Source organism: Gordonia oleivorans, assembly GCF_040044975.1.
GTDB lineage: Bacteria > Actinomycetota > Actinomycetes > Mycobacteriales > Mycobacteriaceae > Gordonia > Gordonia oleivorans.
The window spans coordinates 280280-301380 of record NZ_JBDZDI010000001.1 but is presented as its reverse complement, the minus strand read 5'-3'; the positions used below and the strand labels follow the sequence as shown (position 1 = coordinate 301380).

Below are 21101 nucleotides of genomic sequence, written 5' to 3'. Positions count from 1 at the left end.
GCACCGTCGGGAAGGAATCCCAGTGAGTGACGTGAGTGCGCCGGCCTCGGGGCTGTCGGTCATCCCGGAGGTCGACGCCGCCGCCCTGGCCGCCTGGCTCGGTGGCATCGGGGTCGAACCGCAGGGTGAATCGACTTGCACGCGAGTCGGTTTCGGCCAGTCGAATCTCACCTACCTGCTCGCCGACGAGGCCGGCGCGAAGTGGGTGCTGCGTCGACCGCCGGTGGGCAATCTGCTGGCGTCGGCCCATGACGTGGTCCGCGAGGCACGGATACTGTCGGCGTTGTCCACCACCGACGTTCCGGTGCCGCACATCCTCGGAGTATGCGACGACGCGGCCGTCGCCCCGGTACCGCTGGTGGTGATGGAGTTCGTCGACGGCGTCGTCCTGGACTCGATGGACAAGGCGACGGCACTGTCGCCGGCAACACGGTCCGCCGTCGGCGAGTCGATGGTGGCCACGCTGGCGAAAATCCATGCCGTCGACATCGACACGGTGGGCCTGTCGGATCTGGCGAGTCACAAACCCTATGCCGCACGACAACTGAAGCGGTGGAGTGCACAGTGGGAGAAGTCGAAGACGCGGGAGGTCCCCGAACTCGACGCGCTGACCGCGCGGCTGTCGGCGAACATTCCCGAACAACGCGAAACCCGATTGGTGCACGGCGACTTCCATATTCGCAACGTCATGGTCGACCCGGGCGACGGGCACGTCCGCGCGGCACTCGACTGGGAACTGTCCACCCTCGGTGATCCGCTCGCCGACATCGGCAGCACCCTCGCGTACTGGCCGGCACCCGGGGAGGCGCCGCTCAGCGCCGCGCCGGTCGAACTGCTCGACGGCTTCCCGGACCGAGACCGATTGGCGGCCTGCTACCTCGAGCGCACCGGCCGCGACGCCCAGGCCCTGCGATTCTGGCATGCGCTCGGATTGTGGAAGGTGGCCATCATCGCCGAGGGCGTACTCCGGCGCGCACAGGACAACCCCGGCAACCGCGCCGCCTCGGGTGTACCGACCACGACGGTGATCGACGGACTCGTCGCCAAGGCGACAACCGTCGCCGACGCCGCCGGGCTGTGACGACACCGGCTGTGACGACACCGGCTGTGACGACACGGGCAGTACATGGATGACAGGGGACAGGTCATGAATGTGAATTCGGCCTCGGGCCTGAGATGATGACGTCATGACCGCACGCGAGACCACCGATCGTGATCCGCTGCCGCCGCTGGCGGTGACGCAGGCCGACAAGGCACCGCCGGTCACCGCCCGCGGTGAGCGGACCCGGTCGGCGCTGATCGCGGCGGCTCGCCGGATCTTTGAACGCGACGGCTTCTCGGATGCGCGGCTGACCGACATCACCGCCGAGGCGAAGTGTTCGACCGGCACCTTCTACACCTACTTCGACAGCAAGGAAGAGATCCTCGACGCGGTGTTGGCCCTCGCGCACGAGGACATGCTGCATCCGGGCTATCCGCACGTCGAGCCGGGACAGCAGGACGATCCGATCGCCGTCCTCGAGGCGGCCAACCGCGCCTACTTCGAGGCGTACAAACGCAATGCGAAACTGCGGCTCGTGCTCGAGCAGGTGTCGGCCAACATCCCCGAGTTCCGCGAGAAGCGCCGTGCGCGCGGACAGGTCTTCGCCCTGCGCAATGCACGGCACGTCGCCGAACTCCAGGAACGCGGCCTCGCCGACCCCGACCTCGATCCGCTCGCGGCGGCAAGTGCGCTCTCGGGCATGGTTTCTCGAATGGCCTATCAGGCGTTCGCCGTCGGAGTCGACCCGGACACGGAGGGCCCGGACAGCCCGGACACGGGAGGCGCCGACATGGACCAGCTCGTGTTCACCGCAACCCGGCTGTGGGCCAATGCGATCGGGCTGAATCATCCCGACACGCGGTGATCAGCGGACGGGACGCACACCCATCAGCGTCGCCAGTTGCTGCGCCAGCGGAGTGAGGTTGAGCTTGTCCGGATCCTTCTTGGGGGTGGCATCCCACGGCTGCGCGGTATCGGGATCGGCGTAGACGGTGCGGGCGGCGCCACGCACTCCCGTCGGATTGCCCAGCGGCACATCGCAATGGGCGTCGGTGTTGAACGGGAAATCGTCGTAGCGGATGTCGAACTGCGGGTTCGTGCGCTTGATCTCGTCGATCATGCGCTGCGTGCTCTCGTATCCCCGGGTGCATGCCGGCGGATTGTTGGTCTCGAGCACGATGCCGAAGTGGATCTGACCATCCCCGGGGGCGGGGGAGTGGGCGCCACCGGACAACAACGACAGCAGTGAAAAGGTGGTCGCCGTGGTGTAGGTGGCCGGTTCGATGGTGCGCGCGGTGTCGGCGAGCTGACGGACCACGGTCGCGAGGTCGTCACCGTTGTTCTGCACGAGGGCAGAGATCTCGGTGGCCGAGGCCGAACCGGTCGTCAACAGTCGCCGCAGGTCGGGATCGGCGGTCGCCAGGGTCGCGGTGACGACGTCGAGTCCGCGTGACCACGTGAGAATCGCGTCGGCCTGATCCTCCTGGGTGGCCAGCGCGACGTCGGCGTCACGGATCAGCCCGATGGTCTGCGGCAGATTGTCGGCACCGGCGGCGGCCAGCGCCGACAGCGAATCGACCAGTCGCGGGAGGTTCTCGTGTTGCCCGGCGAAGGCCGTACCCAGCTCGGTGATCACGGTGTGCAGGTCATCGAGCGGGATCGACGAGGTGAGATCGATCGCCGACGACACCACATCCTCGAGGCGAGGCGGTACCGACGATCGCGTGACCGACGCCCCATCGGTGAGATATTCGCCGTCGATCGCGGCGGGTTGCAGATCGATGTACTGCTCGCCGATGGCCGAACGGTTGGCCACCACCGCCACCGACGATGCGGGGACCTGTGGGGCCGAGGAGTCGAGGATCATCTCCACGTCGACGCCGTCGGCGGTCAACCGCAGGTCACCCACCCGCCCGACCGGTACGCCGAGGTAGGTCACCTCGGCGTTGGTGAAGATGCCACCGGAGTCCGGGAGCGACGCGGTGACGGTGTAGACCCCGATGCCGGCCAGTCGATTGAGATGCACATACCGGATTCCGGCGAACACGCTCACGGCGAGCCCGATGATGAGAATCGCCGCAATCTGGAGGCGCGCAAGACGACTGAGAGGTGGCATGTGCCGCGGGGACCCGACCCTTCCTGTCCCCGACCGGGACTCGGTAACCCTACTCGTCGGTCAGTTCGGTGGGGAAGGGCTCGGTGATGTGGCCGCGCACCGACTCGCACAGTAGCGGCGGCCACACTCACCGATCGCTGTGGCGCGTCACCTCACCGTGGCGCTCAGGGGATCCCGGTCGATGGCCCGTTTCAGGATCTTGCCGGTCGCGCCCTTCGGCAGCGCGTCCACACAGTGGATGATCCGCGGCACCTTGTACGCCGACAGCCGTTCCTTGGCCCAGGAACGCAACGCCTCGATGTCGATCTCGGTGCCCGGACGCGGCGCGATCACCGCCGCGATCTCCTCGCCGTAATGATCGTCGGGAACGCCGATCACGGCCACCTCGACGATATCCGGGTGTTCGTAGAGCACCTCCTCGACCTCGCGGGGATAGACGTTGTACCCACCCCGGATGATCAGGTCCTTGGCGCGGTCGACGATTCGGACGTCGCCGTCGGCGTCCATCGATCCGAGATCGCCGGTCTTGAGCCAGCCGTCGACGAGGTCGGCCGCGGTGGCCTCGGGTCGGTTCCAGTAGCCGGTCATCACGGTCGGGCCGGAGATGACGATCTCACCGACCTGGCCGTCGGGCACCACCCGGCCCTCGGGGTCGCGCACCTCGATGCGGAATCCGGGTAGGGGGGTACCGACCGTGCCGACCTTGGCCGGTCCGTCCAGGTTGCGGAACGTTGCGGTACCCGCGGTCTCGGTGAGTCCGTAACCCTCGAGGATGGAACAACCGAAGCGCTCCTCGAAGGCGCGGATCACCTCGCCGGGCAACGACGCTCCACCCGAGCAGGCGAGCCGCAGATGCGTGAAGTCGTCCGGGCGGTAGCCGGTGGTGACGTGCAGCATGGCATTCCACATCGTCGGCACCCCGCACGCGATGGTGATCTGCTCGTCGCGCAGGCGATCCATGAACTCGCGCGGCGAGAACGGGCTCAGCAGCGACAGAGTGCCGCCCCAGGTGAGTGCGCCGTGCATGACGACCACCTGACCGAAGCAGTGGAACAGTGGGAGGGCGGTGGCCCAGCGTTCCTGTTCGCCCAGTCGCAGGGCGGGGCGGAAGGCCTGTGGTGCGGCATCGACGTTCGCGACACTGAGCTGCGCACCCTTGGGTCGGCCGGTGGTGCCGGAGGTGTAGAGGATGACCGCCGTGCTGTTGTCATCCCGGTCCACATAGGTGCTCACCCGGTCGGTGTCGGTGTCGGTGTTCTCACAGGGTTCGACCACGACGAGCGGCAGGCCAGCCGAGTCGGCGACCCGGCGGGCGGCGTCGGCGCAGTCCTGCCACGCCACGATCATCGAGGTCCCGGAATCGGTTGTCACATACTCGATCTCGGGTGCCGTGGACATCACATTCACGGTGATGACGGTGGCGCCGACGGTGTGCAGGGCATAGTAGGTGATGGCGAACTCCGGGATCGTCGGAGCGATGAGCAGGACGCGGTCGCCGGGGGTGACGCCTCTGCTTCGGAAATCGGCTGCTGCACACGCGATGTGATCGACCAGTTCGGCGTAGGTGAGGGTGCGTGCCCCGCTGCGCACCGCGATGCGGTCGGGGTGGTGCTCGGCGCCGCGCCACAGTGCGGCAACGGGGTTGGCCATCAGTGCTCTCCTTCTCGAGGGTGTGGCCGGTGAGACCGTGCGGCAACGGGGTTGGCCATCAGGGATGTTCCTTCATCGGGTGGGGTCGGGGAGTGGGTGATCGCGTGGCTCATTCGAAGTAGCGGCGTGGGACGTCGACGAGCATGGTGGTGATCTGTTCGTCGGTGACACCGCGTTCGCGCAATGCCGGTAGCACGTCCTCACTGATGTGCCGGAAGTTCCACTTGGGCACCACTTTCCGCTTGTCCTCCGGGTCGAACCAGTCGATGAAGCAGGATGCGTCGTGGGCGAGGCCGATGCGGTCGGCGTAGCCGCGCTTGACGAGCTCGACGATGGTGTTGATGCGGTCGTCGAAGGGCAGCAGGACGTCGAGGCCGAACCGGTCCATCCCGAGAATCGACCCGGCGTCGGCGATCTTCATCAGATAGTCGAGGTCGGTGCTGTCGCCGGAGTGGCCGATGACCACCTTGGTGAGGTCGGCGCCCTCCTCGGCGAGGACGCGTTGGGCGACCAGGCCCGACTCGGTGTGCGGGTTGGTGTGCACGGTGATCGGCGCACCGGTCTGCACACTGGCCTGCCCGACGGCCCGCATGACGCGTTCGACGCCGGGCGTCAGGCCGGGTTCCTCGATGGCGCATTTCAGGAAGGCGGCGCGGACGCCGGTGTCGGCGATTCCCTTGGTCAGGTCGGTGACGAAGTAGGTGACCAGCGGCTCGTCGACGTCGAAAAGCAGGCCCGGGCCGGTGTAGTGGAACTGGAACGGGACGTCGTTGTAGGTGTAGACGCCGGTGGCGACGACGATGTTGAGGTCGATCTGTTCGGCGATGCGCTGGATGCGGGGGATGTAGCGGCCGAGGCCGAGCACGGTCGGATCGAAGATCGTGTCGATGCCGAGGGACTTGAGTTCGGTGAGGTCACGCACGGCCTCGGCGATCTTCTGCTCCTCGTCCCAGTCGTACTGGTAGTTCTCGCGGAACTCCTCACCGAGCACGAAGACGTGTTCGTGGATCAGCGTGCGGCCGAGATCGGCCGAGTCGATGGTGCCGGTGACGGTGTTGACGGCGGACATGCGCTTCCCTTCGCTGCGAGCGGTATCCCCGCGACGTCCGAATGTGGTCTGCGTCACGGTCAGGCCAGCGTAATTGAGTGTGAGTTCAAGTTCAAGGGCATGGGTGATCGGATTCATGCCGCACCGTGACCATCGCGAGACTCAACGCCTCTTGCCTTTTGTCACACTGGTGTGGTGCAGAAGTTACTGATGAGGCGAATGAGGTTTTTGGGACTACTGGTGATTGCGCTGTTCGCCGCGCTCGCCGGTGGAGCCGGCCACGCGGTCGCCGCACCGGAAACCACGACACCCACGACGACGCCGGGTGCCGGTGCCACGCTGCCCGGGGGGATCAGCATTCCGCAGACCGGTATCCCCGAGGTCGACGGGATTCTGAACACGTTGTCGGGTAGTGGTTCCGGCGACGGCGCGACCTCCGGTGACACCAGCCAGATGATCGTGGTCACCGCTCCGAATGCGAGCGACGAGACCGGCACACTCACCGCGTTCGAGAAGGATGCGAGCGGAACGTGGAAGCCGGTCTTCGGGCCGACGAAGGCCTACCTCGGCGAACTCGGAATGGGTCAGGCGGCCGACAATGTCTACCGGACGCCGGAGGGCACCTTCGCCCTGGATCAGGCCTTCGGGCGACTGGCCAACCCGGGCACCAAAATGCCGTACTTCAAGACCGACACCCAGGACTGGTGGGACTCGGACATGAAGTCGCCGACCTACAACACCCACGTACGCCAGGTGCAGAGCCCCGGCGGTGACAGTGAGAACCTGTACAACTCCGGCGCGGCCTACGACTACGCGGTGAACATCGCGTCCAACCCGCAGCGTATCCCGGGCAAGGCGTCGGCGATCTTCCTGCACGCCAGCACCGGCGAACCGACGATGGGATGTGTGGCCATCGACAAGGAGGTGCTGCGCAACATCCTCGTCTGGCTCGACCCGGCCAAACGTCCCAAGATCACCATCGGCGTGAACCAGGGAGCACCGACCGGCACCGCGCCCGCGGTGACCACGCCGGGTACGACGACTCCGGGTACGACCACTCCGGGAACGACGACTCCGGGTACCACCACCCCCGGTACCAGTGACCTCGGCTCGAATGCGTTGACCCAGTTGCTCGGTCAGCTCGTCGGACTGCTGCCGGCGCTGCTGGGAGCGGGTGGATAACGCACACAGACTCATCGGTGACGAGGTGACGCCGTCGATCGTGATGATCGGCGGCGTCGCTGCGTGTATCGCACTGTGTCACAACAGCTTCGCTGCGAATCCCACCGCGCGGCGGCCGTCGTAGTCCGGTCGGGCGGCGGTCATCTGATCGACCTGTGCGCGGGCCTGCTCGGCGACCGGCGTGTCGGGATCGAGGACTTCCAGATAGACGCGGTGGGCCGCCAGAGCCCGGATCGCGGAGTCGATGTCGGTAGCGCTCACCGGGACGGCGTGCGTGGCATCAGGACCGTTCTCGAACAACCACCGCGGTCGATCGGCCTGCTCCAACGCCGAGAATGCCTCGCGGACCGCGGCCGAGAACTCGATGTGGTCGGGCTGATTGGGTGCATCGGGGGCCCAGTGCGTGCCGCCGTAGAGCGACACGATGAGGTCGGGACGAATACGGCGGATGGCGTCGGCGATGGTCGCGCGCAGGGTCGCGCTGTTGCGGATGTCGCTGTCGGGGTACCCCCAGAATTCGACCTCGTCGACCCCGACGATCGCCGCCGAGATTCGTTGTTCATTCTCGCGGAGCGGGCCGGCCTCGGCGGGATCCATTCCGGCGATCCCCTTTTCGCCGCTCGAGGCGAGCGCGTAGACGACGTGCTTGCCCTCGTCGGTCCATCGGCGTACGGCGGCGGCGATCCCGTACTCGGGGTCGTCGGGATGGGCGACGAGCACCAGTGCGGTGTGCCAGTCCTCGGGAAAATCGGAGAGGGTGGACATGGACCGACCTTACAGCGGGCCACCCACCGTGATGCCCCCGATGAGCGATGCCCCCGATGAGGAGCACCGCCACGAAAACCGCTCGAAACCGCGCGCGGCCGGTCCGCTACTCTCGTTTCGGCCTCGCCCAAGGCGCCGTGGCCACCGGATGACGGCGCCCGCAGTTGGTGAGGGTGGTAGCCCGTTCGAGCCGGGCCGAGGACCGGGGGGCGCCCCATCCGGGCGCCCCCACGCCTCGTCGGGCTCGGGGTCGGGTCAGCGCTCCCGATCCAGATTGGCCATCTTGAGCACGTCGAGGCGCTTGTCGAGTTCGGCCTCGCTGAGATTCTCACCGATCAGTCCGCGATCGATGACCGTCTGCCGAATCGTCTTGTGCTCCTTGAGGGCCTGCTTGGCGACCGCGGCCGCTTCCTCATAGCCGATCGCGCTGTTCAGTGGTGTCACGATCGACGGCGAACTCTCGGCCAGGGTTTTGAGATGCTCGGTGTTTGCGGTGAGTCCGCTGATGCACCGATCGGCGAAGATCCGGGAGACGTTGGCGAGCAGCTTCAGTGACTCGAGCACGTTGCGGGCCATCATCGGGATGTAGACGTTGAGTTCGAAGGCGCCGTTGCCGCCGCCCCAGGTGACCGCGGCGTCGTTGCCGATGACCTGTGCCGCGACCTGCGTCACCGCCTCGGGCAGAACCGGATTCACCTTGCCGGGCATGATCGAGCTGCCGGGCTGCAGGTCCGGCAGATGGATCTCGCCGAGGCCGGTCAGCGGACCGGAGCCCATCCAGCGGACATCGTTGGCGATCTTGGTCAACGACACCGCCACCGTCTTGAGCTGACCGGACAACTCGACGAGGCCGTCACGCGCGGCCTGCGCCTCGAAGTTGTCCTTCGCCAGCGCGAGGGCGTCGACGTCGGTGAGATTGCGGAGTTCGGCGACGACCTTGGTGCCGAATCCGGCGGGCGCATTGAGGCCGGTACCCACGGCGGTCCCGCCGATCGGCAGTTCACCGACGCGCGGCAGGGTCGCGGTGAGACGCTCCATGCCGGCCTCGACCTGTCGTGCGTACCCGCCGAATTCCTGGCCGAGGGTCACCGGCACCGCATCCATCAGGTGGGTGCGGCCACTCTTGACCACCTCGCGCCACTCCTCCGACTTCGCCAACAGGGCGAGCCGCAGATGATCCAGCGCCGGAATCAGGTCGCTGACCACCGCCTCGGTGGCGGCCACATGGGTGGCGGTGGGGAAGGTGTCGTTGGACGACTGAGACATGTTGACGTGGTCGTTGGGATGGACTTCGACGCCGGCGGCCTTCGCGATCGAGGCGATCACCTCGTTGGTGTTCATGTTGGAGCTGGTACCCGAACCGGTCTGGAACACGTCGATCGGGAACTGGTCGTCATGCTTGCCGTCGGCGATCTCCTTGGCCGCGGCGATGATCGCGTCGGCCTTGGTGGCGTCGAGCAACCCCAGATCCTTGTTGACCTGCGCGCATGCCGCCTTCAGCAAGCCCATCGCCCGGATCTGGGTGCGTTCGAGCGGCCGGTGACTGATCGGGAAGTTCTCCACCGCGCGTTGGGTCTGCGCCCGCCACAGCGCGTCGACGGGCACCTTGACCTCGCCCATCGTGTCGTGCTCGATGCGGTACTGCTGTTCGGCGGGGTGCTGCTCGGCCATGGTTGCAATGCCTCCGGCTTCGTCGGGGAGATAAGGGTGTCCTTGGTCCACCGTACTCAGCGTCTGCAGAACCAACTCCACCCGCTCGTCACAACGGGTTGTTGGTCACAACAGTAGATCGCCGAGCAGATAGGAGATCCCCAATGCCGAGACGCCCACGATGACCGATCGCAGAATCGTGGGCCAGATCGCCGAATGTCCCAATCGGGCAAGGAGCACCGATGTCACGACGAGGGATGCCATCATCGCCAGAATCACCGAGCCGACGTGCCAGCGCCACGGCGTGACGATGGCGAAGAACGCCGGGATCAGCGCACCCAGGGCGAAGCCGACTCCCGCCATCACCGATTCCTGCCACGCCTGACGTGGCGTCGTCCGCTCGCGGATGCCGTATTCGATCTCCAACTGGGTCGACAACGAGTCGGCCGCGGAGAGTTCTTCCGCCACCGTCCGCGATGTCTCCGGGCTGACGCCTTTGTGTTCGAACCATTCGATCATCTCGGCGAGTTCCTCGTCGGGACTGAGTTCCAGCAGTCGCTGCTCGTGAGCGATCGTGGCCTGCTCGGCTTCGAGTCCGGCGAACTCCTCGCCGAGGCGAACGCCGAAGACCGCGAGCGCTCCCACCACCGTGTTGAGGATGATGATCGCGTACGTGGTGTGGGATGCGACGTCGGCGCCGGCCAGACCGAGTCCCATACCGGCGACCGCGATCACGCCGTCGTTGACGTCGACCAGCCGGGTTCGCACGGCGTCGGCGTCGATGCTGCCCCACCGGGAGGTGACGCGTGTGAGGAACGACGACCGACTCAGTTCAGGCTTCTTTCCTCGGATGGGACGACGTCGCTTCACGCTACTCGTGCGTCGCGGCGATCGGGTGGCCGAGAGCCCAGTGCCGTACGCAGGTGTCACGGGGTGGCACCTACATACGGCACTGATCGAGGGTGGGGTGCGCCGTTGTCCACAGGGACGCCGACGCGCGGGCCGACCCTCGTCTCACACGGCCACAATGAGCGTCCATGACGGTGACCTCACGTGTGACCCAGCCCGATGCGACTCGTCTCGACCAACTGCTCGTCGCGCAGGACGGTGTCATTGCTCGTAGGCAGGTCGTCGAGTGCGGATTCTCCGCCGCGTTTCTCCGTCGAAAGCTACGACGCCGGGAGTGGGTGACGGTGTACCCGGGCGTCTACGTCAACCACACCGGGCCGATCACCGGGACGCAGCGGGCGTGGAGCGTCGTGCTCGACGCATTTCCGGCGGCATTGAGTCACCTGTCCGCGATCTCCGACGGTGAGCCGAATGCCGGCGGGCCGGTGCACATCCTGGTCGACCGCCACCGTCGGGTGACCCGACGCGCGGGCGTCGTCGTCCACTACGGCTCACGACTCGATGACAGGGTGTTGTGGCATGCGCATCCACCGCGCGTCCGCCTCGACGAGGCGGTGCTCGACGTCGTCGCCGAGGCCACGTCGACCACCGCCGTCATCGCCTGCCTGGCCGATGTGGTGGGTGCGCGCAGGACAACCGCGGACCGACTGCTCGCGGCGCTGGAGAGCAGGCCGCGCATGGCGAAGCGGGAGTTCGTCGCCGGCGTCCTCCGCGATGTTCGTGACGGTACGTGTTCGGTTCTCGAGCATGGCTACCTGACGAGGATCGAACGAGCACACGGCCTACCCACACCGGAGCGGCAGGCTCCGACAACCGCAGGGCGGCACGGCTTTCGCGACGTCGACTACGAGGACTGGGGGCTCGTCGTCGAACTCGACGGTCGGCTCGGTCATGACGGCCCGGTGGCGCGTGACCGTGACCTCGAGCGGGACCTCGATGCCGCGGTGGCAGCGAGCCGGTTGACACTGCGTCTGGGGTGGGGACAGGTTTTCGGAAGGCCATGTGCCACGGCGGTGAAGCTCGCTCGCGCTCTGCATGCCCGCGGCTGGCGGGGACCAGTCGTCCGCTGTGCGGAGTGTCCACCTGTGCCGTAGATCGGTGTCACATACTGGCACCGATCTACGGCACTGTGCTCCAGCTGTCTCGGGGTTCAGCGTTCCCGGGACCGAATCCGCACCCCGCCCAGCGGAACCGTCACGGCCCCACCGGGATCGGTGAAGAAGTCGTTGCCCTTGTCGTCGACGACGATGAAGGCGGGGAAGTCCTCGACCTCGATCTTCCAGACGGCCTCCATCCCCAACTCGGGGTATTCGATGACCTCCTGGCTCTTGATGCAGTCCAGGGCCAGGCGTGCGGCGGGTCCGCCGATCGAGCCGAGGTAGAACCCGCCGTGGGTGGCGCAGGCGTCGGTGACCTGCTTGGAGCGATTGCCCTTGGCCAGCATCACCATCGAGCCGCCGGCCGCCTGGAACTGCTCGACGTAGGAGTCCATCCGGCCCGCGGTGGTCGGACCGAAGGAGCCCGACGCCATGCCCTCGGGGGTCTTGGCCGGGCCCGCGTAGTAGACGGGATGATCGCGCAGATAGTCCGGCATCGGTTCGCCGGCGTCGAGACGTTCCTTGATCTTGGCGTGCGCGATGTCGCGGGCGACGACGAGTGGACCGGTCAGCGACAGGCGGGTCTTGACCGGATACTTCGACAATTCGGCGAGGATCTCCGGCATCGGCCGGTTCAGGTCGATCGCGACGACCTCACCGCCCTCGATGTCCTCGGTGACCCCGGCATCGGGCATGTAGTGGGCGGGGTCGGTTTCGAGTTGCTCGAGGAAGACGCCGTCGGCGGTGATCTTGCCGAGCGCCTGACGGTCGGCCGAGCAGGAGACCGCGATGGCGACGGGGCACGACGCGCCGTGCCGCGGCAGGCGGACGACGCGGACGTCGTGGCAGAAGTACTTGCCGCCGAATTGTGCTCCGATACCGAAGGATTGGGTCAGCTTGAACACCTCCTCCTCGAGTTCGAGGTCGCGGAAGCCGTGCGCCGACATCGAACCCGAGGTGGGCAGGGTGTCGAGGTAGTGCGCGGAGGCGTACTTCGCGGTCTTGAGCGCGAATTCGGCCGAGGTGCCGCCGATGACGACGGCGAGGTGATACGGCGGGCAGGCCGCGGTTCCCAGCGAACGGATCTTCTCGTCGAGAAACTCCAAGAGGCGCTTGGGATTCAGGATGGCCTTGGTCTCCTGGAACAGGAAGGACTTGTTGGCCGAGCCGCCGCCCTTGGCCATGAACAGGAACTTGTACTCCGGGCCCTTCGGTCCCTGCTCGGTGGCATAGATCTCCACCTGTGCGGGCAGGTTGGTGCCGGTGTTGCGCTCCTCGTAGGTGGTCAGCGGGGCCAGCTGGGAGTAGCGCAGGTTGAGTTTGGTGTAGGCGTCATACACCCCGCGCGAAATCCATTGCGCGTCATCGGCTCCGGTCAGCACGCCCTCGGATTTCTTGCCCATCACGATCGCGGTGCCGGTGTCCTGGCACATCGGCAGCACGCCGCCGGCGGAGATGTTGACGTTCTTGAGCAGGTCGAGCGCGACGAAGCGGTCGTTGCCCGACGCCTCCGGGTCGTCGATGATCTTGCGCAACTGGGCGAGGTGCGCGGGACGCAGGTAGTGGCTGATGTCGTGCATCGCCTCGGCGGTCAGCCTCTGCAATGCCTCGGGGGCGACCTTGAGGAAGCGGTGACCGTCGACGTCGACGGTGGACACCCCCTCGGTGGTGATCAGGCGATAGGGGGTCTCGTCGGCGCCGGAGGGCAGCAAATCGGCATAGCGGAACTCCGGAGCAAGGGCTGGTTTGCTCACCATCGGATTCTATCGTGGCCGGTCAGCGTCGCAATGGGCGCCCGCCGGCCCCGTTCCGAACGGCGGAGGCGGGGATGTGTGTGCCACAGATCACATGCGATGGCTATTGTGGCCTCATCATCAGTGATGGCGGGGAGGAAGGCGGGTGGTCAGGTGCCGGCAATCGTGTTGGCGGAGGTTCGAACGTCGTGTGAGCGGGAGGCGGTGGCCGAGTGGGCTGCGGCCACCCACCCCGAGGCGACGCTGCGCACCCTCGGCGAGGTCGACCCGGACGGCCTCGATCCCGACACCTCGTTGATACCCGCACGGGCCGTGTGGCTCCCGCCGGTACGTCGCGGTGAGCGGCGGGTGTCGATGGCCGATGTCCTCGCACTGTCGAATCCTCGGCGTCCGATGGCCTTCCGGCAGTCGGCCATCCGCAACCGGGCACCGGACCGGCTGCGGGTGGTGGCCGGTGAGGCGGCCACCGTCGACGATCTGCGCACCCGGCACGCGTCGGCGTCGGCCGAAGGGGAATCGTTCGCGAGTTACGTTGCGCTGCAAGCGTCTCTGTCGGCCGAACGCGCCGAACGGCAGCTGGTGGGTGACCGCTACAAGGTGCCCCGGCTGGTCGCCGAACAGATCGGGTCGTCGGCGCGGTTCCGCACCAACGCGGCGAAACTGGCGGCCGAACTCGGGCGTCCGGCGGCCGCGGTGGTGGCCGAGGCCACCGACAAGATGTCGACCTTCGTGGCGACCCAGTCACGATTGATGGACGACGTCTTCTCCTCGACGTTCCGCGCCCTCTACGAGCGCACCTGGACGGTGTCGGCCGACCTCGACACCCTGGGGAAGCTACGGACCCTCAACAAGACCCACGGGTTGATCTTCCTGCCGTCGCATCGCTCCTACGTCGACACCCTGGTGCTCTCGGAAATCCTTCGCTCCCATGACTTCCCACCGAATCTGGTGCTGGGGGGCAACAATCTGGCGCTGTGGCCGCTGGCCCCGATCGCGCGGCGCGCGGGGGTGATCTTCATCCGCCGCCGCTTCGGTGGCGACCCGGTGTACAAGTTCGCGATGCGCTCCTATCTGTCGTTCATCGTGGAGAAACGCTTCAACCTCGAGTGGTACATCGAGGGCGGCCGCAGCCGCACCGGCAAGCTGCGCCCACCGAAGCTCGGCCTGCTGTCCTATGTGGTCGACGCCCTCGCCAACCTCGAGAACGCCGACATGATGGTGGTCCCGACGTCGATCGTCTACGACCAGCTCCACGAGATCGGGGCGATCGCCCGCGAATCGGCCGGCGGGACCAAGAAGCCCGAGAGCGTCACCTGGCTGCTGAAGTACGCCAAGGCGCAACGCACCTACATGGGTGAGGCGCGGGTGCGTTTCGGCGAACCGTTCTCGTTGCGGGAGGCGATCGACAAGGTCGCCGACGACCCGGCCGGGCTGGAGAAGGTCGCGTTCACGGTGATGGACGAGATCAACGCGGCCACCCCGATCTCGGCGACGTCGCTCGCAGGGTTCGCGTTGCTCGGTGCCGGCGATCGCGCCTACACCGTCGCCGAGATCGAGACGATCCTCGCGCCCCTGCTCGACTACATCGACGCCCGCGGACTGCCCGGCCCCGACCCGTCGCTGTGCCGCGGGCTCGGTCTGCAGACGACCCTGCGGGAACTGGAAACCGCCAAGGTCCTCCAACGCTTCACCGGCGGCCCCGACACGGTGTGGTCGATCGCCCCGAACAGCCACGCGATCGCGGCCTACTACCGCAACGGGGCGCTGCATCACTTCGTGGATCGCGCGATCGTCGAGGTGGCGTTGCTGGCGGCGCTCGACGGCGACCTCGGGCATGACCATGAGCACGAGACGATGCTCGCCGCCGCGCAGGAGGAGGCACTGCGGATCCGGGACCTGCTGAAGTTCGAGTTCTTCTTCCCCACCAAGACCGAGTTCCTGCACAGGCTCGGCGGCGAGGTCGACCTGATCGCACCGGAATGGCGCACCGTCACCCCGTCGGCGGAGTGGTTCCACAACACGCTGCTGTCCACGTCGGGAGCATTGTTCGCGCGGCGGACCCTGCAACCGTTCTTCGACGCCCAGTTGGTGGTGGCGCAGCTGCTGGTCTCCGGTGGTGCGGCCGCCCTCGGCAAGGAGCAGGTGATCGCCGACGGACTCGGGCTGGGACGTCAACTGGCGCTGCAGGGTGTTGTGCGCAGCCAGGATTCGGTGTCGACCGAACTGTACGACGCGGCCTACCGGCTGGCGGAGAACCGGCGGCTGATCTCCGGTGGCGACGACGTCGACGTGGTGAGCGCACGGACCGCGTGGCTGGCCGAGGTCGAGCAGATGCGTGATCGTCTCGCGCGTATCGCGGCCATCGAGGTCGCCCAGGAGGAGGCGCTGTCGTGAGTGCGTTCACCCGACGGCTCGAGGCGATCCGGTCGTCGCCACGTGGCAAACACATCGGTGCCTTCTTCGACTACGACGGCACCCTGATCGAGGGATTCTCGGCCACCGCGATCTTCGGGGAACGTCTCCGCAGTCTTGAATTCGGGCTCGGTGAGGTCGCCGACTTCGCCCTCATCGGACTGCGCGGAGTGGAATCCGAACAGGATTACGCCGAGGTGCTCGAGGCCACCAAACCGACCTTCGCCGGCAAACCGTACACCGAGCTGCTGGCCATGGGGGAGCGGCTCTTCCGGCAGGACACCGCCGCCAAACTCCGGCCGCAGATGTGGCAGATCCTGCGGGCGCATCGGGAACGCGGGCATCGCATCGTGATCGCGTCGTCGGCCACCCGGTTCCAGATCGAACCGATCGCGCGTGAGATCGGCGCCGATCACGCCCTGGCCACCGACGTCGAGGTGGTCGACGGCATCGTCACCGGAGCGGTGATCGGCCGACCGCTGTGGGGACCGGGCAAGGCCGCCGCGGTACGCACCCTCGCGCGGGAACACGACATAAACCTCGACGCCTCGTTCGCCTACAGCGACGGCAACGAGGACATCCCCTACCTGGAGAGCGTGGGACATCCGGCCGCGGTGTCGCCGCGCCGCACCCTGCGTGCCGAGGCGAGCGCCCGTGGCTGGCCGATCCTCGACCTGCGCAACCCGTCACACAACCGATGGGCGATGGCGGCGCGGACCGGCGCCTGCTACGGCTCGTTCCTCGCCTCTGCCGCAGCGGGTTTCGTTGCCGGACTGGTACCCGGCGTCGGATCGGAGACGGCCATGCAGGCCGCGGTGGCGATGGGCACCGACGTCGGACTGGCCCTTGCCGGTATCGACGTCAGCGTCCTCGACGGTGGTCAGTACCTCACCTCGTCGCGGCCGTGCGTGTTCGTCTTCAACCATCAGTCGAAGCTCGACCTGGCCGTCATCGTCCACCTGGTGCGGCGTGACGCCACCGGGGTGGCGAAGAAGGAGGTGGGGGACCTGCCGGTCTTCGGGCAGATCCTCGACTCGGCGGGACTGGTGTTCATCGACCGTGCCGATGCCGGACGCGCCATCGACCAACTCGAACCCGCCGTGCGCAAACTGCGCGACGGCGGTGCGTCGCTGGTGGTGGCGCCGGAGGGCACGCGCTCGGCGACCCCGCGGATCGGGCCGTTCAAGAAGGGGCCCTTCCACATCGCCATGCAGGCGGGTGTGCCGGTGGTGCCCATCGTGCTGCGCAACGTCGGCGAATTGATGTGGCGCGGAGCGCAACTCATCTCGCCGGGCACCGTCGAGGTGAAGGTGCTGCCGCCGGTGGACACCTCGACCTGGACCACCGAGGCCGTCGGCGAACATGCCGAGGAGGTGCGTCAGATGTTCGTGTCCACGCTGGCCCAGTGGCCCGTCGAATCGTTCGAGGACGGCCGGATGACCCGCACGATGGAGGCGTGAGATGAGTGAGGACGCACCCCTGTCGTGGGGGACCGAACCGCATATGAGCCCGGTCGACGCCTTGATGTGGCGCGGCGATGCCGACCGCAAACTGCGGGGCACCATCTCCATGCTGGAAATCTATGACCGCGTACCGGATTGGGACCGGTTGCTCGCGGCGCACGACTGGGGAAGCCGGATGGCGCCCCGATTCCGGCAACGCGTCATCGAGTCGCCGTTGGCCACCGGAACACCGAGTTGGGCGGTCGACGCGGAATTCGACCTGCACTATCACGTGCGCCGGATCGCACTCGTCGGCGACGGTTCGATGCGCGAATTGCTGTCCACCTGTGAACAACTCGCGATGACGGCGCTCGATCCGGCACGGCCGCCGTGGGAGGGCTACCTGATCGAGGGACTCGCCGGCGGCAAGTGCGCCTACTTCCTCAAGGCGCACCACGCGCTCACCGACGGCCTCGGCGCCATCCTGGTTCTCGCGCAACTGCATTCGACGTCACGTGACCCGATCCCGGGTAAGCCGCAGCCGCCCGCCCCGATGCCGACATCCATCTCGGCGCTCGATGTGCTCCGGCGACAGATCGGCGAGGAGGTGGCCCGGATACCGCATCGTGCCTCGCTGGCGCTGCGCGGTGTGGCCGCCCTGCGGGACCCGGCCCATGCGCTCAGTTCGGTTCTGCGGTATGGGCGTTCGGTACCGCGGGTGGCCGGGATGGTGTCGCCGCCGGGATCGCCGCTGCTATCGGCGCGCAGCGTGTCGTGGCGGTTCGCCGCGTTCGAGGTGCCGTTTCCGGACATGCAGGCCGCGGCGCGCGCGGTGCGGGCCTCGATCAACGACATCTACCTCGGCGGGCTCATCGGCGGATTCCGGATCTATCACGAGAAGAGCGGTGCCGCACTCGCCCCGATACCGGTGGCCATCCCGATCTCGGTGCGGCGACCCGAGGATCCCGAGGGCGGCAACCGCATCGCCGTCGGGCGGATGGCCGGCCCGATGGACATCGCCGATCCCTTCGAACGGGTCCTGACCATCCGCGAACAGGTGCGGGCCGCCAAGAACGAACCCGCCGTCGACATCTTCAACACCCTGGGGTCGGTGCTCGCCTGGATGCCCGGCCGGCTCCTCGGACAGTTCAGCGGCGCGACGAGCCAGAACGACCTGCAGGCCAGCAACGTCCCCGGAATCCCGTGGGACACCTACGTCGCCGGCGCAAAGGTGGAGCGGCTCTTCCCGTTCGGGCCGCTGCCGGGGTGTGCGGTGATGGCCACGTTGATCACCCACAATCAGATCGCGTGTCTGGGACTGAACTTCGACGCCGCGGCGGTCACCGATCCGGAACTGTTCGCCGAATCCGTCGTCGCCGGTTTCGACGAGGTGCTGGGCCTGGTGGCCGAGGGCCCCGACGGTGCCGATGCCACCCCGGGCGTGATGCGTCGGGTCGTCTGAGGGGGATGTCGAGGCGGGGCCGGTCGCCGGGTGGTCGGCCGGCGCATGGTCGGTGGCCGGGTGGTCAGTCGCTGCGGTGCGGCAGGAACGCGGCGATCACCAACGCCACCACCGCGATCCAGATCGACGACACCCCGATCCAGCGGTAGCCGAAGCCGCCGGCCATCGCACCGCAGGCGAAGACGAGCCAGGTCGCCACGGTGGTGGTCCACTGCCAGGCGTCGTCGGTCCTGATGCCGTACACCAACTGGTGCGCGGCCTTGACCAGGGTCCCGGTGACGTAGGTCAGCCCCACATGCACATCGGTGGATCGCGACAGGGCCGTGTTGATCAGGCCGCTGCCGATCGCGACCACGGGCAGGCCGATCTCCGGTGACACCACGACGGTGAGCAGTGCCCCGAGCGCCACCCAGGCGATCGTCGCCGAGGACTGGATGTGGTGAGCGCGTGGCCCGCCCCATCGGGTGATGACGTTGCCGAGGATGTTGCCGGCGAAGAAACCGATGATCAGGGCCGCGCAGATGGCCAGGGTGTGCCAGTGACCGTAGGCGATGGACTGTCCGAGGATGGTGGTGTTCCCCGACATGAAGGCGACGAAGATTCCGCTGAGAGCCAGGAATGCGACCGCGTCGAGGTACCCGGCCGCGGCCAGCAATGTCAGTGCCAGCGCGCGTTCGGACGGCGCCCGCCCCGGCGTGGCTGCGGCTGTGTCCGACACGGGTGTGAGGGTATCAGCCGAGATAGGTCGGAGAATCGGTGAATGCGCGTGTGTCCATACGACATTCGCCCGGTCCCCTCGTGGGGGACCGGGCGAGGTCAGGAGATCGGACGACTAGATGTCGAGGCGGGCGTACTCACGCAGCTTCGCGGTCTTGTGCACGGCCTCGATGCGGCGGATGGTGCCGGACTTCGAGCGCATCACCAGCGAGCGGGTGGTGGCGCCGCCCGGTCGGTAGGTGACACCGCGCAGCATGTCACCGTTGGTGACGCCGGTGGCGCAGAAGAAGGAGTTCTCGCCGCTGACCAGGATGTCGTTGGTGAGGACCCGGTCGAGGTCGTGGCCGGCGTCGAGGGCCTTCTTGCGCTCCTCCTCGTTACGCGGCCACAGCTTGCCCTGGATCTCGCCACCCATGCACTTCATCGCGACGGCGGTGATGATGCCCTCCGGGGTGCCACCGACACCCATCAGCATGTCGACGGTGCTGTAGTCGCCGGCCGCGGCGATCGACCCGGCGACGTCGCCGTCGGAGATCAGGCGGATCTTGGCGCCGGCCTGACGGATCTCGCCGATCAGATCGGCGTGGCGGGGACGGTCGAGGACGACCACGGTCAGGTCGGCGACGTCGATGCCCTTGGCCTTGGCGACCGAGTTGATGTTCCACTCCACCGACTCGTCGATGTTGATCGCGCCCTTGGCCTCCGGGCCGACGGCGATCTTGTCCATGTAGAAGACGGCCGACGGGTCGTACATGGAGCCGCGTTCGCTGACCGCGATCACCGCGATCGAGTTGGGGCGGCCCTCGGCCATCAGCGTGGTGCCGTCGATCGGGTCGACCGCGACGTCGCAGTCGGGGCCGTCGCCGTCGCCGACCTCTTCGCCGTTGAACAGCATCGGGGCCTCGTCCTTCTCGCCCTCACCGATCACGACCACACCGCGCATCGACACCGTCGACAGCAGTTCGCGCATGGCGTCCACGGCGGCACCGTCGCCGCCCTTCTTGTCGCCGCGACCCACCCAGCGACCGGCCGCGAGCGCGGCCGCCTCGGTGACTCGCACCAACTCCATCGCCAAGTTGCGGTCGGGTGCCTGGTGGGTGGATGCGCTCATGTCTCTTCGACTCCTCGGCGTGCGGCGTTGCGGCTCACCGTCCATCCTCGCATGTCACGCCGCCCGCGCGTCGGCGGGTCGCCCTTTGGGCGCGCGGGGTGTGCGTGCCTGCCATCACACGATTGGGGTCGGCGCGAGGCCGACTGCAATACTGGCCTCATGGCCTCCAAACCGCGCTATCTGACCAGCGGCAAGGACATGATTTGGTCGATCATTCCGCTGCTGGTGATCTGCGCGTTCGTCGCCATGGTCTCCGGCAACTGCTCGGTCGGACTGACCGGGACCGCCAAGGACGACCGGCGCGCACCGTTCGACGTGCAGGGCGCACTGCTCGCCGATTCGCAGACGATGCCGTTCCCGATCCGGCGGCCCGCCGACCCGGACGGCTGGAAACCCAGCTCCGGTAGCCGCGAGAACGCCTCGGGACATGTGCTGAGCAATGTGGGATGGCTGACCCCGTCGGGTAACTACGTGCAGCTCACCCAGACCGACGCCTCCGAGGACACACTCGTCACCCATCTCGCCGGGGGTGGCGACGACGACGAGGTCGCCTCCGGTACCGGTACCCGCGAGATCGGTGGCCATCGCTGGGTGCTCTATTCCACCTACGACGGCAACAACATCTGGATCACCGATCTGGGGAACGTGCGCATCGCGGTGATGTCGACCGGTTCCGCCGACGACATGGAGAAGATGGCCGCGGCGGTTCTCGCACAGCAACCCCTGCCCGGTCGGGGCTGAACC

At 67.3% G+C, this 21101-nt stretch carries 17 protein-coding genes; 8 read left to right on the top strand and 9 right to left on the bottom strand.

Annotated features, from left to right (window positions below; translation table 11 throughout):
- Positions 1-31: 31 nt before the first annotated feature.
- Together ABLE92_RS01295 and ABLE92_RS01290 are read left to right on the top strand one after the other, a co-directional pair.
- A complete protein-coding gene (locus ABLE92_RS01295; protein ID WP_496560759.1) occupies positions 32-1081 on the top strand; it encodes a phosphotransferase family protein in 1050 nt (349 codons plus the stop codon).
- A gap of 106 nt (positions 1082-1187) precedes the next feature.
- Positions 1188-1907 carry a TetR/AcrR family transcriptional regulator gene (locus tag ABLE92_RS01290; protein WP_348802701.1) on the top strand — a complete coding sequence of 240 codons (720 nt, stop codon included), beginning with the start codon at positions 1188-1190 and terminating at the stop codon, positions 1905-1907.
- On the opposite strand, the gene ABLE92_RS01285 is transcribed toward ABLE92_RS01290, so the two are convergent.
- The 3 genes from ABLE92_RS01285 to ABLE92_RS01275 all read right to left on the bottom strand — a co-directional run bounded on the left by ABLE92_RS01285 (position 1908) and on the right by ABLE92_RS01275 (position 5877).
- Positions 1908-3158: an MCE family protein gene (locus ABLE92_RS01285; RefSeq protein WP_348802699.1), complete on the bottom strand. Its 1251-nt coding sequence runs from the start codon at positions 3156-3158 to the stop codon at positions 1908-1910.
- A gap of 147 nt (positions 3159-3305) precedes the next feature.
- Positions 3306-4808: a class I adenylate-forming enzyme family protein gene (locus ABLE92_RS01280; protein ID WP_348802698.1), complete on the bottom strand. Its 1503-nt coding sequence runs from the start codon at positions 4806-4808 to the stop codon at positions 3306-3308.
- Positions 4809-4917: 109 nt separating this feature from the next.
- On the bottom strand, positions 4918-5877 hold the full coding sequence (locus tag ABLE92_RS01275) for a phosphotriesterase family protein (protein WP_348802697.1): 960 nt from the start codon (positions 5875-5877) through the stop codon (positions 4918-4920).
- A gap of 198 nt (positions 5878-6075) precedes the next feature.
- On the opposite strand from ABLE92_RS01275, the gene ABLE92_RS01270 reads away from it, so the two are divergent.
- Positions 6076-7038, top strand: coding sequence for a L,D-transpeptidase family protein (locus ABLE92_RS01270; protein ID WP_348802696.1), 963 nt, complete (start codon positions 6076-6078; stop codon positions 7036-7038).
- 78 nt (positions 7039-7116) lie between these two features.
- Here ABLE92_RS01270 and ABLE92_RS01265 read toward each other — a convergent pair whose 3' ends face one another.
- The 3 genes from ABLE92_RS01265 to ABLE92_RS01255 all read right to left on the bottom strand — a co-directional run bounded on the left by ABLE92_RS01265 (position 7117) and on the right by ABLE92_RS01255 (position 10323).
- On the bottom strand, positions 7117-7803 hold the full coding sequence (locus tag ABLE92_RS01265; protein WP_348802695.1) for a PIG-L deacetylase family protein: 687 nt from the start codon (positions 7801-7803) through the stop codon (positions 7117-7119).
- 255 nt (positions 7804-8058) lie between these two features.
- Complete coding sequence (locus ABLE92_RS01260) at positions 8059-9474, bottom strand: class II fumarate hydratase (protein WP_348802694.1); 1416 nt, start codon at positions 9472-9474, stop codon at positions 8059-8061.
- A 105-nt stretch (positions 9475-9579) separates the two neighbouring features.
- Positions 9580-10323 (bottom strand): VIT1/CCC1 transporter family protein, encoded by a 744-nt coding sequence (locus ABLE92_RS01255; protein ID WP_348802693.1) that lies wholly within the window; start codon positions 10321-10323, stop codon positions 9580-9582.
- A 173-nt stretch (positions 10324-10496) separates the two neighbouring features.
- Between ABLE92_RS01255 and ABLE92_RS01250 the strand changes: the two genes are divergently transcribed.
- Positions 10497-11456, top strand: coding sequence for a hypothetical protein (locus ABLE92_RS01250; RefSeq protein ID WP_348802692.1), 960 nt, complete (start codon positions 10497-10499; stop codon positions 11454-11456).
- A 56-nt stretch (positions 11457-11512) separates the two neighbouring features.
- Here ABLE92_RS01250 and ABLE92_RS01245 read toward each other — a convergent pair whose 3' ends face one another.
- The gene (locus ABLE92_RS01245; protein ID WP_348803193.1) at positions 11513-13213 is read right to left on the bottom strand and encodes a fumarate hydratase; all 1701 of its coding nucleotides are present in this window, start codon (positions 13211-13213) and stop codon (positions 11513-11515) included.
- A gap of 126 nt (positions 13214-13339) precedes the next feature.
- On the opposite strand from ABLE92_RS01245, the gene ABLE92_RS01240 reads away from it, so the two are divergent.
- The 3 genes from ABLE92_RS01240 to ABLE92_RS01230 are packed head-to-tail and all read left to right on the top strand — an operon-like array spanning position 13340 to position 18529.
- Positions 13340-15607, top strand: coding sequence for a glycerol-3-phosphate 1-O-acyltransferase (locus tag ABLE92_RS01240; RefSeq protein ID WP_425476170.1), 2268 nt, complete (start codon positions 13340-13342; stop codon positions 15605-15607).
- Positions 15604-17085, top strand: a complete 1482-nt coding sequence (locus ABLE92_RS01235; RefSeq protein WP_348802688.1) for an HAD-IB family hydrolase — start codon at positions 15604-15606, stop codon at positions 17083-17085. The genes ABLE92_RS01240 and ABLE92_RS01235 overlap by 4 nt, the downstream gene beginning before the upstream one ends.
- A gap of 1 nt (position 17086) precedes the next feature.
- Complete coding sequence (locus ABLE92_RS01230; protein ID WP_348802686.1) at positions 17087-18529, top strand: wax ester/triacylglycerol synthase domain-containing protein; 1443 nt, start codon at positions 17087-17089, stop codon at positions 18527-18529.
- Positions 18530-18593: 64 nt separating this feature from the next.
- On the opposite strand, the gene ABLE92_RS01225 is transcribed toward ABLE92_RS01230, so the two are convergent.
- Together ABLE92_RS01225 and glpX are read right to left on the bottom strand one after the other, a co-directional pair.
- Positions 18594-19247 (bottom strand): YoaK family protein, encoded by a 654-nt coding sequence (locus ABLE92_RS01225; RefSeq protein WP_348802685.1) that lies wholly within the window; start codon positions 19245-19247, stop codon positions 18594-18596.
- 114 nt (positions 19248-19361) lie between these two features.
- Positions 19362-20357 (bottom strand): class II fructose-bisphosphatase, encoded by a 996-nt coding sequence (glpX, locus tag ABLE92_RS01220; protein WP_348802684.1) that lies wholly within the window; start codon positions 20355-20357, stop codon positions 19362-19364.
- Between the two features lie 159 nt (positions 20358-20516).
- On the opposite strand from glpX, the gene ABLE92_RS01215 reads away from it, so the two are divergent.
- Complete coding sequence (locus tag ABLE92_RS01215; RefSeq protein WP_348802683.1) at positions 20517-21098, top strand: DUF4245 domain-containing protein; 582 nt, start codon at positions 20517-20519, stop codon at positions 21096-21098.
- The last annotated feature ends 3 nt before the right edge of the window (positions 21099-21101 follow it).